Annotated in this window: 13 protein-coding genes and 1 pseudogene; 7 read left to right on the forward strand and 7 right to left on the reverse strand. The window is 69.1% G+C overall.

Annotated elements, in window-relative coordinates; genetic code table 11:
• Positions 1 to 275 precede the first annotated feature (275 nt).
• Positions 276 to 809 carry a hypothetical protein gene (locus tag AB0J53_RS44030; protein WP_364184016.1) on the forward strand — a complete coding sequence of 178 codons (534 nt, stop codon included), beginning with the start codon at positions 276 to 278 and terminating at the stop codon, positions 807 to 809.
• A gap of 1153 nt (positions 810 to 1962) precedes the next feature.
• On the opposite strand, the gene AB0J53_RS44035 is transcribed toward AB0J53_RS44030, so the two are convergent.
• From AB0J53_RS44035 to AB0J53_RS44050, 4 genes are all read right to left on the reverse strand, one after another.
• Positions 1963 to 3483, reverse strand: a complete 1521-nt coding sequence (locus tag AB0J53_RS44035; protein ID WP_364184019.1) for an OmpA family protein — start codon at positions 3481 to 3483, stop codon at positions 1963 to 1965.
• 119 nt (positions 3484 to 3602) lie between these two features.
• Positions 3603 to 3848: a hypothetical protein gene (locus AB0J53_RS44040; RefSeq protein WP_364184129.1), complete on the reverse strand. Its 246-nt coding sequence runs from the start codon at positions 3846 to 3848 to the stop codon at positions 3603 to 3605.
• Between the two features lie 91 nt (positions 3849 to 3939).
• Positions 3940 to 4194 carry a helix-turn-helix domain-containing protein gene (locus tag AB0J53_RS44045; protein WP_364184022.1) on the reverse strand — a complete coding sequence of 85 codons (255 nt, stop codon included), beginning with the start codon at positions 4192 to 4194 and terminating at the stop codon, positions 3940 to 3942.
• Between the two features lie 335 nt (positions 4195 to 4529).
• Entirely contained in the window at positions 4530 to 4796 is a 267-nt protein-coding gene (locus AB0J53_RS44050) for a hypothetical protein (RefSeq protein WP_364184025.1), read from the reverse strand.
• Between the two features lie 902 nt (positions 4797 to 5698).
• Here AB0J53_RS44050 and AB0J53_RS44055 point away from each other — a divergent pair.
• Together AB0J53_RS44055 and AB0J53_RS44060 are read left to right on the forward strand one after the other, a co-directional pair.
• A pseudogene (locus tag AB0J53_RS44055) lies at positions 5699 to 6696 on the forward strand (DUF4158 domain-containing protein).
• Positions 6642 to 7406, forward strand: a complete 765-nt coding sequence (locus AB0J53_RS44060; protein WP_364184027.1) for a DinB family protein — start codon at positions 6642 to 6644, stop codon at positions 7404 to 7406. The pseudogene AB0J53_RS44055 and the gene AB0J53_RS44060 overlap by 55 nt, the downstream one beginning before the upstream one ends.
• 283 nt (positions 7407 to 7689) lie before the next feature.
• On the opposite strand, the gene AB0J53_RS44065 is transcribed toward AB0J53_RS44060, so the two are convergent.
• A complete protein-coding gene (locus AB0J53_RS44065) occupies positions 7690 to 8088 on the reverse strand; it encodes an MmcQ/YjbR family DNA-binding protein (protein ID WP_219537622.1) in 399 nt (132 codons plus the stop codon).
• 117 nt (positions 8089 to 8205) lie between these two features.
• On the opposite strand from AB0J53_RS44065, the gene AB0J53_RS44070 reads away from it, so the two are divergent.
• The 3 genes from AB0J53_RS44070 (at position 8206) to AB0J53_RS44080 (ending at position 9358) form a co-directional block, all read left to right on the forward strand.
• Positions 8206 to 8316: a TrmO family methyltransferase gene (locus tag AB0J53_RS44070; RefSeq protein ID WP_364184031.1), complete on the forward strand. Its 111-nt coding sequence runs from the start codon at positions 8206 to 8208 to the stop codon at positions 8314 to 8316.
• Between the two features lie 245 nt (positions 8317 to 8561).
• Complete coding sequence (locus tag AB0J53_RS44075) at positions 8562 to 8891, forward strand: site-specific integrase (protein ID WP_364184034.1); 330 nt, start codon at positions 8562 to 8564, stop codon at positions 8889 to 8891.
• The gene (locus tag AB0J53_RS44080) at positions 8888 to 9358 is read left to right on the forward strand and encodes a tyrosine-type recombinase/integrase (RefSeq protein ID WP_364184036.1); all 471 of its coding nucleotides are present in this window, start codon (positions 8888 to 8890) and stop codon (positions 9356 to 9358) included. Before AB0J53_RS44075 ends, AB0J53_RS44080 begins: the two co-directional genes overlap by 4 nt.
• Positions 9359 to 9476: 118 nt before the next feature.
• Here the strand turns inward: AB0J53_RS44080 and AB0J53_RS44085 are convergent, their stop codons facing one another.
• Positions 9477 to 10466 carry an aldo/keto reductase gene (locus AB0J53_RS44085; protein WP_364184038.1) on the reverse strand — a complete coding sequence of 330 codons (990 nt, stop codon included), beginning with the start codon at positions 10464 to 10466 and terminating at the stop codon, positions 9477 to 9479.
• 70 nt (positions 10467 to 10536) lie between these two features.
• Complete coding sequence (locus AB0J53_RS44090; protein ID WP_364184041.1) at positions 10537 to 11760, reverse strand: GNAT family N-acetyltransferase; 1224 nt, start codon at positions 11758 to 11760, stop codon at positions 10537 to 10539.
• A gap of 66 nt (positions 11761 to 11826) precedes the next feature.
• Between AB0J53_RS44090 and AB0J53_RS44095 the strand changes: the two genes are divergently transcribed.
• Positions 11827 to 14565: an AAA family ATPase gene (locus AB0J53_RS44095; protein ID WP_364184043.1), complete on the forward strand. Its 2739-nt coding sequence runs from the start codon at positions 11827 to 11829 to the stop codon at positions 14563 to 14565.
• Positions 14566 to 14909: the final 344 nt, after the last annotated feature.

Below are 14909 nucleotides of genomic sequence, written 5' to 3' on the forward strand. Positions count from 1 at the left end.
ACGATCCACCACGCCTTCGGGCCGGACACCAGCAGCGGGCCGAGGGTGGCCGCGGTGGTGACCGCCGCGATCACGCCGTCGCCCCGCCGACCGGAGAACCCGCCGATCCAGGCCATCGGCCCATTAGCGGCCCGGCACAGCGCGGCCTGCAGCCGCCGTCCGATCCGGGGGCGCAAGGCAGAAGTACGGCCTTGCAGTGCTCATTGTTACGCGGACCTCCCCGCGTACTCGGTGTCTACTCATCGCCGGGGCCCGGAACACACCTAAGGAGCAAGATGAGGAACGCACTGCGCACGCTCACCCTGGGGGCACTGGTGGCGGCACCGCTGCTGGCCCTGTCGGCACCGGCGCACGCCTTCACCAACGTGACGTCGAGCGGCGGCCGGCTCTCCGTCAACTCGGCGAACGTCGGCGACAATATCTCCATCAGCGTCCAGAACGGCTTCCTCGTGGTGAGGAACAGCAAGGACGCGCTGATCACCGCGGGCGTCTGCCAGCAGGTCGACACCCACACGGTGCAGTGCCCGAGCGGGGGCGTCACCAACATCCAGGCCAACCTGCAAGGCGGCGACGACACCCTGAGCAACAACACCGCCCTGCCGTCGAGGGTCTTCATGGGGCCCGGGGTCGACACGTTCTTCGGTGGCGCGGGCAAGGACTTCGTCTCGGGCGACGACCACGACGACATCCTGCACGGCAGGGGCGGCAACGACATCCTGGTCGGCAACGCCGGGTTCGACCAGGGATTCGGCGGAGCGGACAACGACTTCTGCGACACCGAGACGCTGAACTCCTGCGAGGACTCGTGAGCCTGCCGGGCCGCCCCGAAGATCGGGGCGGCCCGGCAGCGCGGAGCAGGCCAGGCGATGTCGCCGGGCTGGACGTGAGCGCACGGCAGGCCAGACACGAGCGCGTTGTTGAACAGGTGGGGAACCGCGCGACCCGGCTGGCCGCCGTCGGGCTGCCCGAACTGGCCGACCTCAGCGGCGGGCGTACGAGGGGTGGGGCTACCCGAGTCCGGCATCGCCCTTGCTCGTGGTCGGTGCCGGTGCCTGCGTCCCGATTCTCGAGGCGCGGGCCGGGTGCTCGCCCGGCCGGCTCCGCGGTGCGGCGAGAGCGTCTCAGGCTCCAGGCAAGATAGTCGCGGCGCCGTCCCTGACTCCGTGGGGATTCGGGACGCAGCAGGTCGACCTCTAGAGACACAGACCAGCCCCAAGTACGCCACCGTCCACGGTGCGAGGATCCAGCCGTTCGCACTGAACGACCCCGGCAAGATCTCCATTTCATACACGGTCGGGACCAGCGCCGTGAAGGTGAGTTGCTGAACGCGTGATTACTACTTCCCCGACGATGAGTACCCGAGATTCGTCGATGTGCCGGTTACGGCCTTCTTCACTCCCAAGACACCGTGACCGCCGTCCAGGAGGAGGTCGCTCGAATGAGCGGGCCAGCAGGTGTACGGTTAGCGGCGGGGTTCCTGATTCTGCTCACCCTGTCCGCCTGCCAGATCGGCCCCGGCGAGTTGTTCAGGGTCGTCAACGAAACCGATGAGAACGACGCCGTCTACGCCACGTTGCCGCCCGGCCGTATGACGGCGACAGCGCTTCCCGAGGCTATTGCGAGCAGTCGCGGGGCGACCGGTTCACCGCCACGTCGGCCGGCGGTCGGCAGTATCGCTACCAGGGCCGCGTGTGCGGCTGACGACGCGCATGCCGGGGCATTGCGCCTGGGCGGACCATCGCCATTCGAATGCCACATGTTCTTGACGAGCTACCCGACCACCTCGAAGTCGCACGACTGAATTGCGGTAATTCGGCCTTTCAGTATCAGGCCGTAAGCGCCACAACTTCACCCCTTGCGCGATATGGAGGTTCAGTTTTCCGTGAGCCATGCCGGACTGCAGCGATCATGGCCTGGTGAGGCTTGCGACGGTGGCATTCTGCGGCGGTCAGCCCTGCGGGGTCAGGGGGCGGCGAGCACGGGGACGTCGGTCACCTTGCCGAAGTTCTGCACCTGGTCCTTGACCTCGAACGTCACCGACTTGACGTCGTCGGGGGGCGCCGGGAAGTAGACGAAGACGCGTTGCGTGCCGCCGGGGCCGATGGCGGTGACCGCGTTCTCCACGAAGAAGGACTCGCTGCTGCGCACCGGGTAGTGACGGGCGCGGCGGCTCTCGTCGACCACGGTGAACATCCCGTACGCCGAGTGGGTCACCCACTCGTGCTTGAACACCCCGCTGAACGGCTGCGGCTGAGGCACCGCGGCCACGTCCTGGTTCAGGTTGCGCACCTCGAAGCTGCCCACCAGGTAGGCGCCGTCGCGGTAGAACGGGTGCACGTCGACCTTGAGCTCGCCCCGGGTGATCGACCCGATCACGGGTCCGAGGTCGTCGCGGAACTCGGCGGGCGTCGAGTCCGACGGCGTGGTGGGCGCCTCCTGTTTGATCTTGTAGGAGATCTCCACCCGCCGGTTGCGGGCCCTGCCATCCGGGTTGTCGCTTCCGTCCGGCCGCTGGTTCGCGGCCGTGGGCTCGCTCTCGCCCTTGCCGGTGGCCCGGTAGTCGTACGCGTCGCCGAGCCGGGTCGCCAGGTGGTCGCGTACGGCTCGCGCGCGCCGTTCGGAGAGCGTCTGGTTGTAGGAGGCGGAGCCCTTGCTGTCGGTGTGCCCTTCGATGAGGAGCGGCGGCTCGGCGCGTTCGCCGGTCTCCCGGGCCACCTCGTCGAGCACGGCGGTGGCCTTGGCGGACAAGGTGGCCTTGTCGAAGGCGAACAGCACGTCGGTGCGCAGCGCGACGGTCTCGTCCGCGCCGGCCTGGGTGGTCGAGCGCTGCTCGGTCTCGACGAACTCCTGAAGGTCCTCCACCTGCGACCAGATCTCACCCGCAGGCGGGGTGACCGGCCACTGGAACTCCTGGCCGGGCGCCGCGTCGCCGTCGGCCCGCGGCTTGGCGACCGGCGCCGCCGTCGCGGCCGTGACGGGAATGCCGGTCAGTTCGGCGAGCCCGTCGGCGCCGATCACGGTGACCTTCTCGACCTCGGAGGGAAGCGGCGGGAAGTACACCTCGACCGGGTAGCGGGTGCCCTCGCGCCAGGTCTCCGAGTCTCCGCCGGAGGTGACGTGCCTGGTGCCGAACGCCTTGCCGTCGCCGTCGTTCTCCCGCAGGGTCCAGTAGAGCTTCTTGCCGACCGGGTCGAGCAGCCAGAACTCGGCGAAGTGGTCAGGCAGTGTCCCGTGGCCGAAGTGCGGGCCTTGGAAGTCGCCGGAGTCGCTGCTGAGCTCCATCTTCAGCGTGGTCAGCGACGGGTGCCTCTCGACGGCTTCGACCGTCAGGTCCATCACGGTCCCGGGGTAGACGACGCCCTCCCGGGTGAACGTCCGTGCCTGGGTGGTCTGTGGCGCGGCGGCGCTGGTGGCGGACGAGGGCGGCGTCGGCGGCTCGGCGTCCGGGACCGGCGGCGAGCCGGAACAGGCGGTGAGCAGCACGGCACCGACGAGTAAGCACGTGGACGGGAGCGGTCTCATCCTGCGGATCCCTCAGGTCGCCGGCACACCTCTCGTCCATGATATTGGTCATCCGCGATCGTGACGGGGATTCCGCGGCGTCAGGACGGCCCGATCCGGACGGCGACGCCGTCGAGGATGAGATCCAGCCCGAGCGTGAAGTCCAGGTCGGCGACCGCCGCGTCGGGGGTGTCCGCCGGCAGCGTCTCGAACAGCGCGGAGGCGAACAGCCGGGCCGTCTCGGGGAAGCACCCGGGGTCGACGAGCCGGCCAGCTCGCCGTGCTGCCGCACCGACTGGACCACGTAGCCGTTGATCAGGGTCAGGACGCCGACCTTGTGCGCCCATTCGAGCCCGGTGCCGGACATGATCGCGAGCGCGGCTTCCATCCAGGCGATCTGGTTGGGCCCGGAGGGCGGTCCGGAGGTGGGCACGCGGGTCAGCCAGGGCTGGCAGCGGCGTCGGCCATGAGCGTCAGCAGCTCGTCCTTGGAGCCGACGTGCCGGTAGAGCGACATGCCGGTGAAGCCGAGACTCTTGGCCACCTTGGGGATCGTCACGCCGGCGAGCCCGTCGCGGTCGGCGATCTCCACGGCGGCGGCGACGACCAGGGCGACGTCGAGGGCCGCGGGCCGCCCCAGCCGCGAGGACTCCGGCAGCCGCCACGCCGGCGGAACGAAGTCGTCGCTGGTCATGGCTTCCTTGTACACCCCGGAAGGTCAGCCATCATTATGCCGGAGCCCCTTTTAGTTTATCTGTGATACTAAATCCGCAGGAGGGCGGCATGGCCACCACGCGGACATGGAGAGGGCCGGTCCGGCGCGACACGGTCGTCTTCCCCCCCTCAGCGACAGCCGCCTCGCGTACATCTGGAGCTCTGACAGGAGGCCGGGCGACACTTCGGGCCTGTGGGGCCCGTGGTACACGTTCTGGAGCGATCCCCACTGAATCTCTGCACTCAGCCTCCTCGAAGGCCCGTACATGACGAAGGGCCCGGAGGAATGCCCCCGGGCCGCAGGTGATCAGGTGGCTACCGGGTCAGCACCATCAGCGTGAAGAAACCGGTGTACGTGCAGTAGTAGGACAGGTAGGCGCCGCTGCTCCTCAGCGCCTTGCCCTTGGCTACGCACTTGGCCTCGGACGAGTAGTCGCCGTACTTGATCCAGGTGGAGGCGGCGGCCGAGGTGACCGACGCGGTCGTGGCACCGGCGGGCGCCGCCAGCGCGAATCCCGTCGCCGTAGCCAGAGCGACCGCCGCGAACGAGGTCGCGGCGGCGCGGGTGAGCTTGGTGGGCATGAAGCATCCCTTCGGGGGTCGGGCAGCTACGCAGCGGAATAGTAGATCATTTCCGCCATGACCATGATCATAATCATGTGCCCGGCATGCGGCTCCCACCACCCCGCGTTTGCGGTCCTCGCGCCCAGGTGGAGGCCCCGGCGTCATCACGCTGTCCCGGCCGCTGCCCGTCATCGGCGGCGAGCTGAACATCGACCGACGACTGTTCCTCGGCAGCCTCCGTGCCACGGCGCTGGACGCCTCCCAGCCGCGTACGCGCCTGACCGTAGCCGGTGAAGCCCGGCGGCTCCCCCAGACCGAACTGGCCGTCGTACGAGATCCACGACGTCGAGGGCCTGCCCACGATGATCGGGCGGGTGGGTCGCTGGTCACCCAGCGCATCGTGAGGGACGGCCCGGCGTTCGCGATCAGGCCGCGTTCATTCCGCACTGTCTGATCAGCTATCCCCAGGCCCGGTGACGGCTCGCGGCAAAGATTCGGCAGGCCGCCGGCCATGTACGAAGCCCTCGGGTACCCGGCGGCACCGCCAGGGCACAGCGCGAGATGTTGAACGCAGGGGACGGGCTCGCATCGGCGCCGCCAGATCTCGGGGTTGAGGAACAGCGGTACAGCCATGAGCGGTGAGAATGATCTTGGCGTTTTCCGCTGGTCGTGAGCACTACAGTTCGATCGCGATGCGGACGAACCAGCCGATCAGGTAGCTATCGTCCGCTTCATACCGGTTGAGTTTCTGACGGATGAGCAGGCTGCGGCGTATGGGACGTTCGCCGAGGTGCCGATGCGGTCGGAGCTGGAGCGGTTCTTCTATCTGGACGATGTCGACCGGGACTTGATCGCGTTGCGCCGCACCACACCTCGCGTTCGCTCTCCAACTGACGACGGTTCGCTACGTCGGGCTGTTCTTGGAGGATCCGCTGGAGGTGCCGTGGCCGGTGGTGGAGTACCTGGCCGAGCAACTCGACATCGCCGATCCCCCGTGGGTGAAAGCGTGTACCCGCCGCACGCAGACGGCCTACGAGCATGCGTGGGAGATTCGCGACGCCTATGGCTACAAGGTGTTCGAGATCACGAGATGGGCCGGAGATTCCGGACCTTCCTCCACGGCCGGGCGTGGATCCACGCCGAGGGACCGGTCGCTCTGTTCGACCACGCGGTGGGCTGGCTGCGCCGGCATCGGGTGCTCTTACCCGGCGTCCATGTGCTGGCCCGGCAGGTCTCCGAGGTCCGCAAGGCAGCGAAGAGCCGGCTGCACGCGACGGTTGCCAAGGCCACCCGCCAGGTGGGTCCGGCGCTGCCCGGCCAGCTACTCTCACTGCTGGAGATCCCGGAAGGCAAGCGATGGTCGGATCTGGAGCGGCTGCGAAAACCACCGACTCGCAACTCCGGCAGCAGCCTGGCCAAGGCGCTGCATCGGGTAGAGGAGATCTCCGCCTTCGACCTGGGACGGCTCAAGCTCGCGCATGTGCCGCCGAACGAACTGTCGGCACTGGCTCGGCAGGCGATGAACAGCGAGACCTCCAACCTGGGACGGCCCAGCGAGCCCACGCGCACCGCGCTGGTGTGCACCCTGGAAGCGATGGCCATCGACGACGCGCTGGATCTGTTCGCGCTGCTGATGTCCACCAAGCTGATCAACCCGGCCCGGCGCGGGACCGACAAGGAGCGCCTGGCCATGCTGCCGAAATTGGAGGGAGCCTCCCGGATCCTGGCGAGGGCTTCCCGGGTGTTGATCGAGCGGCTGCAGGCGGTGGAGGAGACCCGGACGGACCTGGATGTCGCCGCGTTGTGGGCGGCGCGTTGTTCCATTCACTGGCACGGGCGGGACGGATACGGGAAACTGTCCCAATGCCCGCTGAGTACACCCAAAGTGACCAGTTCCGTGGTGCCCGCATCCACCTGAGCGACCTCTCCGGCCTCGAGATTCGCGATTGCGACGTCACCGGCCTGAAGATCGTGGACTGCTATGGGGGCAGCGTCTCCCTCGGTGGCGGCTTCGAGCGTGTCGTTGTCAATGACGTCGACGTGACCGCCTACGTCGAGGCCGAGCTCGACCGGCTGCATCCCAACCGGGTGCTGGCCCGTGAGGCCACGTCCTCCGCCGAATACCGGGCCGCTTGGCGTGCCATCGAGAAGCAATGGGAGGAGACGCTCGACCGCGCCAGGCGCCTACCCGAGGCGAAGCTGCACGAGCAGGTCGACGGCGAGTGGTCGTTCGTCGAGACGCAGCGGCATCTGCTGATGGCCAGCGATGCCTGGATCGGCAACGCCGTGCTCGAGGAGGACGCGCCGTACCACCCGTTGGGCCTTCCTAGCGGCTGGATGCCGGCCGAAGCATCGGCGAGGCTCGGGCTCACCCTCGATGCCACCCCGACGCTCGACGAGGTACTCGCGCCGCGGCTCGCCCGCATGACCACGATGCGCCGGGTCGTCGACGAGCTCACCGAGGCCGAGCTCGATCGGGTGTGTGGTCGCAAGCCGGCGGACCCATATCCGAACCGGGAGTACGTCGTGCGCCGCTGCCTCACGGTGGTGTGCAAGGAAGAGGCCGAGCATCACCGGTATGCGGTCCGCGACCTCACCGTGCTCGAGGCCGGTGCCCGAACCGAGTGAAGGCGCGTCCCGGTAATGGACGGCGATCTCGCGATCCTGCGCTTGACCAGCCCATCTTGCTGTCGGAGTCCCTCATCGCACCCGCGCTGCCCAGCCAGGGCGCGGTGCCGACCGGCGAGGTAGCCACGACCGGCTACGGAAAGACCAGCAATGCGGGCTTCCCCAACGAGACTCCTGCAACATCTCTGGCCAGTGCGGCAACCCGACCTGTCCCACCCGTGAATAGGAATGTTTCTCAGCACCGAACCTGGATAAGCGGCAACGTGGGGAGGTAGCCGGCGGTTCATCCCCCTGCCTTCAGCCGGAACGCGAGGCGGCGGGGCGCCTGCACGCGATAGCTGTCCGTCACCAGCTCGGCAACCTCGACCCAGTCCGTCTCGTCGTCCAGCACCATTCCCACGACATTCACACCCCAGTCGGCCCGGAAGAACGGAGGGCCGGCATGCGCCAGCGCGGCCAACTCCCCGGGCGGTGCCCGGAAGGTCATCAGGATGGCCGGATCGTCCATATCGATGTACGCCGACCCTCTCACGTCGGTGGTGTAGACGTGCAGGAACGTCCGCCGGCGAATCCGCCACCGCAAGCCGATCCACGCCGGCTCCTCGTACGCCTCGGGCAGCTCCCCGCAGATCACCCGGAGCCGGCCCACAACGGCGGGTGGAACGTCCGCGATGTCGCTCATCTATACCTCCCGCGCCCATCCTGCCCGCCGGGTAGGACATCAGCACATCAGAGTCTCCGGGGTTGGCGGGGCCGCGCCGACGTCATAGGACTATCGGGCCCTGGACGCGCGCTTCACGTGGCCGATCTTGACGCCCTGGATGGCACGCCGGTGCTGGACATCAAACCGTACCTCCGCGAGTTCGCGCCGCAGGACGAGGTACGGCCAGCCCCTGGGCAACCAACCTGATGCATCAGTACTATTAAAACTGGATCGCGGTCCCTGGAAGATCTCGTCCCACAGAACCGGTCGGCTGAAGGCTGGGCCTGCGAAATCACTTCCGGTCGATCCCGGCGGGCGTTTCATAGACGAGCATTACCCGTAGCGCCTGAGCTGCTGTCCACGACGTCCACGACGAACGACTTATCCCCGGTGAACTGCCTACTGGATGTGGTTATCTGCCGCCGTCCACCACGCAGATCACCGGAGGAAGCATGCAGGTGCAGCGGGTCTGGTCGCCCGTCACAGGGCTGGAGTCATGGACCGTACTGGGCGACGACGACGGCCCGATCCAGCCGATCGAGGCGTATCTGGCGTACCTGACCGACATCGAACGATCCCCCAACACGATCAAGGCGTACGCCCACGACCTGAAGGACTACTTCACCTTCCTCGGCCAGCAGGGGCTGGACTGGCGCGAGGTACGCCTGGAGGACCTGGGTGAGTTCGTGGCCTGGCTACGCCGCCCGCCGGGCATGCGCGAGGGAAACATCGCGCTGCTGCCCTCGGTGGAGCGGAGCACCACTGCACCGAGGCGACGGTGAACCGCAAGCTGTCCGCGCTGTCGGCGTTCTACCAGCATGCCGCTCGCCACGGGGTCGACCTGGGCGAGCTACTGATCACGTGGCAACCAGCTGGGCGACGGAACACGACCTGGAAGCCGTTCTTGCATCACATCAGCAAGGGCGGGCTCCAGCCACGCAGGACGATCAGCCTCCGAGCGCCGCGCAAGCTGCCGCGGGTACTCACGGTCGTCGAGGTGCAGACCATCCTGGACGCGTGCGACCGGCTGCGCGACCGCTTCCTGTTCGCGCTGCTCTACGACAGCGGGATCCGGATCGGCGAGGCGCTGGGCATGCGTCACGAGGACCTGGCAGCCGCCGAACGCGAGGTGACGGTCCAGCCGCGAGTCAACGACAACGGTGCCCGGTCTAAATCCAAGACGCCGCGCACGATCCCGGTCTCGGCGGAGCTGATCAGGCTCTATGCCGACTACCTGCACGGCGAGTAGGGGGATCTGGACTCCGACTACCTCTTCGTCGGGTTCCACCGGAATACGGCAGAAATGGGCCGCCGACGCCAATCCCCAGTGGTCAGCCCCGGCACGCCCGCGCTGTGACTCGATCGACTCACGGTCCGGCGTGCACCACGGCGCGTTCGTCCAGCAGGCCCGCCTCGCACAGATCGGACCATAGCCCCGCGGGGATCGGCGCCGAGAACGCCTCCCTGTTGCGCAGTACCTCCTCCTGCGAGCGCATGCCCACGACGACGCCCGCCACCACCGGGTGCAGCAGGGGGAAGGCCATCGCGGCCTGCGGGACGCTCACACCGTGCTCCGCGCAGACGTCCGCGATTCTGTTGACCCGTTCCAGCAGCTCAGGGGTGGCGGGTCCGTAGTCGTACCGCGCTCCCTCGGCGGGCCTGTCGGTGGCCAGCAGACCGGAGTTGAAGACGGAGGCGGCAACGACGGAGACGCCGCGTGCGGCGCATGCGGGCAGCAGCTCGTCCAAGGCGGTGTGGTCCAGCAGGGTGTAGCGACCCGACAGCATGACGACGTCCGCGTCGGTCTCCCGCACCAGACGGGCCAGCTTGCCAGGGTGGTACATGCCCGCGCCCACGGCGGTGACCACACCCTGGGCGCGCAGCTCGGCCAGCGCCGGATAGCCCTCGCGCAGGGCAGCCTCGAAGTGCTGTTCGGCGTCGTGCAGATACAGCACGTCGATCCGGTCGAGGCCCATGCGGGTCAGCGAGTCCTCGACACTGCGCAGGACGCCATCGCGGGAGAAGTCCCAGACCCGGCGATGGGTGGCCGGGACGGCGAAGCTCTCGTCCATCCGCCCTCGCGGGTCCTGCGGGATCAGCAGCCGGCCGACCTTCGTCGACAGCGTGAAGTCCGCCCGCGGCCGGCCGCGCAGCAGCTCGCCGATGCGGCGCTCGGAGTGCCCGATGCCGTAGTGCGGCGAGGTGTCGAAGTAGCGGATTCCCGAGTCCCAGGCGGCCTCCAGCGTCTGCGCCGCGGTGTCGTCGTCCAGGGGATCGAACAGGCCGCCCAGAGGCCCGCCGCCGAAGCCCAGTTCGGTGACCGTCGTGGTGCTGTGTCCGAGCCGATGCGTACGCATGTGGTGTGTCTCCTTTGTCAGCCGTTCCGGCATCCGGCCGGAGGCGTGTTGTGCAAGACTCCGCGCCAGGTCAGAAGGCGGGGAAAGCCCAGCCTGAGGGGTGGAAGGGCTCGCGTTCCCAGCGGAAGGCGAGCGAGGCGGCGGCGATCGCACCCGGGCGGAATTCCTCGACGCGCCCCGCCGCCGCCAGGGAGGTCAGGGACGTGCCGCCCAGGTAGGCCGCGCCCAGCTCGCCTGCCGTCAGGCGCAGGTCCGGCCGTGCCCGGGTGCGTTCGCAGGTGACGGTGTCGCCATCGGCCAGCAGCCGGTGGCGACCGGCGTTCCATGGACAGAACGGGTCCTGGACCTCCAGCACCAGATCCAGGGGCGTCGCGTAGCGGCGAGCGGTGAGCGCGCGGCCGATGTCCACGAGGCGGACCCACAGATTGTCGATCAGCGTGGTGCGAGCCGCGCGTGGGTCGGTGAGCAGGTGCTTGAGGGGTTCGTCGAGGGCGCCGTCGTAGACGATCCCGGTGTGCGCGTCGAGGTCGATGAGAAAGCGCCACAAAGCGGCGTACGACTGCCTGGTGGTGGCCGCGAGCTCGACGACGTGCACGAGGTCCTGCTTGGAGCGATAGAGAGCGTAGCCGGTGACCTCGCCGCCCGCCTCCAGATGGACCGCGAAGCGCAGGGCCGTCCCGCCGTCGCGGGCGCCCTCGCCGTCGGCCAGCCGGGCCTCCCAGAACTTCCCCGTACGGTCCACCCAGCCCACGGAGGTACGGCGGGCGGTGTCGTAGACCTTCTCCAGCAGCGGCTGCGCCCTCTCGCGGGAGAGCAGCCTGATCGTGCCGTCGCCGAGATCGGTGCCAGGGCGCAGGGCCATGAGCCGCTTCTCGCCGCGGACCTCGGCCACGTGGCTGGCGATGCCGTACCCGAAGCGTCCGTAGATCGTGGCCTCGGCGGCGTTGAGCGCGGCGATCGGCTCGCCGCCCGATTCGTGCAGGTCGGTGAGTTGTCTGCGCATCATCGCGGTGAGGATGCCGCGGCGCCGGTGCGTGGGCAGGACCGCGACGAGCGTGATGCCGGCGACGGGTGTCGTCCCGCCGGGGACGGTCATGACCCGGCCGTAGATCGACGCGCCTCCGACGATCTCCGTACCGTCGTAGGCGGCGAGGGTGCGACCGGGCTCGATGGAGACGGCGGCGTTCCGTAGGCCGCCATCGACCCAGTCCTGGCCGTAGGTCGTGGTGATCATGCGCGCCCACGCGTCGAGCTCGTCGGCACCGATGGTACGCAGCGGGTAGGTGGCTGTCATGGGTTCGAGCCTGGCCGGGTAAACAGGCCCGACACATCTGGCGATCTGGGTATTTATGCTGGTGCCGTGGTGGCGGAGCGCGTGGTCAGTCCCAGGTTCGTCGGCCGGGCAGAGGAGCTCGCGGCCCTGGCAGCGGCCCTGGACACGGCGGTCGAGCAGGGGCCTGCGGTGGCGCTGGTGGCCGGGGAAGCGGGGATCGGCAAGTCGCGACTGCTGGCCGAGTTCGCGCGCACGCTGGGGCCGGAGGTGCGGGTGGTCGCGGGTGCCTGCGCGGAACTGGGCAGCGACGGCCTGCCGTACGCGCCGTTCGTGACGGTGCTGCGCAGGCTGATCCGGGTCGAAGGGATACTGCCGGGCCCCTACCGCCAACTGGCACGCTGGTTCCCGGAGCTCGGCGAGGCGGGCGGCGGGGAAGGCGGCAAGCACCGGCTGTTCGAGGAGGTCCTGTCCCTGATCGAGCGGGTGGCCGCGGACCAGCCGCTGGTTGTCTTGATCGAGGACCTGCACTGGGCCGACGCCGCCACGCGCGAGTTGCTGAGTTTCCTGGCCAGGAACGTGACCCAGGCAGGCGTGCTCCTGGTGATCACCCACCGTCCCGTGGAAACGCCGCTGTCCGAGCTGTCCCGCCACCCGCGCGTGACCACGCTGCGCCTGGAACGCCTGGACCGGGAGGACGTAGGGCGCCAGCTGGCCGCGATCCTCGGCGACGAACCGGACGTGGCCGTGGCACGCCGCGTCCACGAACGCAGTGAGGGCAACCCGCTATTTGTTGAGGCGCTCGCCCACGCCGGTGAGCGAACCCCGGACAGCCTGCGTGACCTGCTGCTGCACGGACCGCGCTCGCTGCCGGGCCCCGCTCGCGAGCTGACCCGCCTGGCCTCGGCGGCGGGCGGGCGGGTCAGCCACCGGCTGCTGGCGCAGGTGGCCGGGCAGGACGGGCCCGACCTGGACACCCTGCTGCGCGAGCTCGTCGACCGCGGCCTGCTCGTCACCACGGGCGACGGCTACGACTTCCGCCACGCCTTGATCCGGCAGGCCGTGTACGAGGATCTGCTGCCCGGCGAGCGGGCCCGCCTGCACACCCGCTACGCCGACGCCCTGCGCGATGTCGGGGCCCACGCCGAACTGGCCGCGCACGCCTACGCCGCAGGGAACCGCAGGCAGGCCCTGTCCGCCGCCTACCTGGCCGCAGACCAGGCACACGGGTCCTACGCCTACGAAGAGCAGGTGCGCCTGCTCGACCAAGTCCTCGAACTCTGGGACCCCCACGCGGGGCTGGACGTCGACAGGATCGACATCCTCACAAGGGCTGCTGAGGCCTGCATGCTCAGCGGCGACTACGCACGCGGCATCGACTACGCCACCACGGGGCTGAGCGCGATCGACGAACGGCGCGAGCCCGAACGCGCCGCCCAGTTGCTGGAGCTGCGGGGCAGACTGCGGCACCGGTTGAACGCGAACGGCGTCGCCGACTGGGAACGAGCCCTCGAACTCCTGCCCGCCGACCCCGGCAGCATCCAGCGGGGGCGGCTGCTCGGGGTGCTGGCCATGGGCCTGCTGCCCGAGCTGGGCAAGGCACGCGAGGCGTTCGAGGAGGCGCTCGCCGTCGGCCTGCGCACCGGCGACCCCACGGTCACCATCCGCGGACTGCTAGGGGTCGGATCCATGACAGGCGACCTCGGCCTGCTGGCGCAGGCCCGCACGCTCGCCGAACGGCTCGACAGCCACGACCTGCTCATGACCATCCCGATGTACGAGGCCACGATGTACACCAGGACCGGCGACCAGGAGCGCGCCATCGAAGCGGCCCGCGACGGCATGCGCCACGCCCGCAGGTACGGGCTGGGCCGCAGCCGGGGCGCCGAGCTCGCGCGCTACGCCGGGCACGCGCTGATCCTGGCCGGGCGGTGGGACGAAGCGGCCGCCATCCTGCGTGAGAGCATCACGGAGGATCCGCCACCGCTGTCGCGGCAGATCCTGCTTGTCCTCGACGGCTACCTGTCCCTGCTGCGCGGGGATGTGGCCGCGGCAGCCGACGCCGCGGCGGCCGTGGAGCACGCCGACAGCGGAAGCCTGTTCCCCCGCCATCAGCTGTTCTGCCTGCTCGCCGTCGCCCAGGGCAACCCGGAACAAGCCGATCGGCTCCTGGAGCGGGCACTGGCCGACCCGGAGTTCACCCGCGTCTACAGCAGCGACGCTCGTCCGGTCCTGGTCGCCGGCGCGCTGGCACAACGGGCCCGACTCGACCACGACACCGGCGATGACGTGCGGGGGCAGGTCGCCGAACGTCATGCCGAACTCACCACGGCCGACGCGACGCTCGGGGTCGACGGGCCATTCGACCGCGCCTGGCAGATCATGCTGCACGCCCTGATCGAGGACACCGGCTGGGACGAGGCGGCCGCGGCCTGGCGGGAGCTGAGGCAGCCGTACGAACTGGCGCTGAGCCTGTACCACGGCGCGCGGGCGGCGCTGGCCGCGGGCGACAAGCCCGGCGCGACCACCCGACGAAGGCAAGCCGCCCGGCTGGCCGAGGACCTGGGCGCCGCGCCGCTCGCCCGGGAGATCGCCCTGCTTGGACGACCCCGACCGGCTCAGGACGGGCTCACCGAACGCGAGCACCAGGTGCTCAGGTTGATCACCGAGGGCTTGAGCAACCGGCAGATCGCCTCTCAGCTGCACATCTCGCCGAGCACGGCAGGCGTGCACGTCTCTCACATCCTGACGAAACTGGGCGCGGTAACCCGCACCGAGGCGGCGGCCATCGCCTTCCGCGAAGGGTTGACAGGGCCTTTCTCTTCTTAGCGTGACGTCTCCTACACATCGCCAACGCCCGTTCGCGGTGGCCCAACCGACAGGATGAGGCATCCACTTCGGGTACGCCCGGCGCGACAAGATGCGTTCGACGCAACAAGAACAAGCAGCGACGAGGGCACAAGCCACTACGGCGGTCGACTCCAGCTCGATCGAGGCCACCAGGGTGAACAAGGCCGAGCGGTGCGAGCCGTAGTGCTGATCCAGCAGCGGAAGGTAGTTGTTGCCGAGTAGGCGGCCCGTTTCTGCCGTATTCCGGCTGCCCCCCACCCGATGGACACCGCTGATCCAATACTCCGCCTGCCATAGAGCGCCGCGCTCGATAGAGGTGCGAG

This window comes from Nonomuraea sp. NPDC049725 (assembly GCF_040674795.1).
GTDB classification, from domain to species: domain Bacteria; phylum Actinomycetota; class Actinomycetes; order Streptosporangiales; family Streptosporangiaceae; genus Nonomuraea; species Nonomuraea ceibae.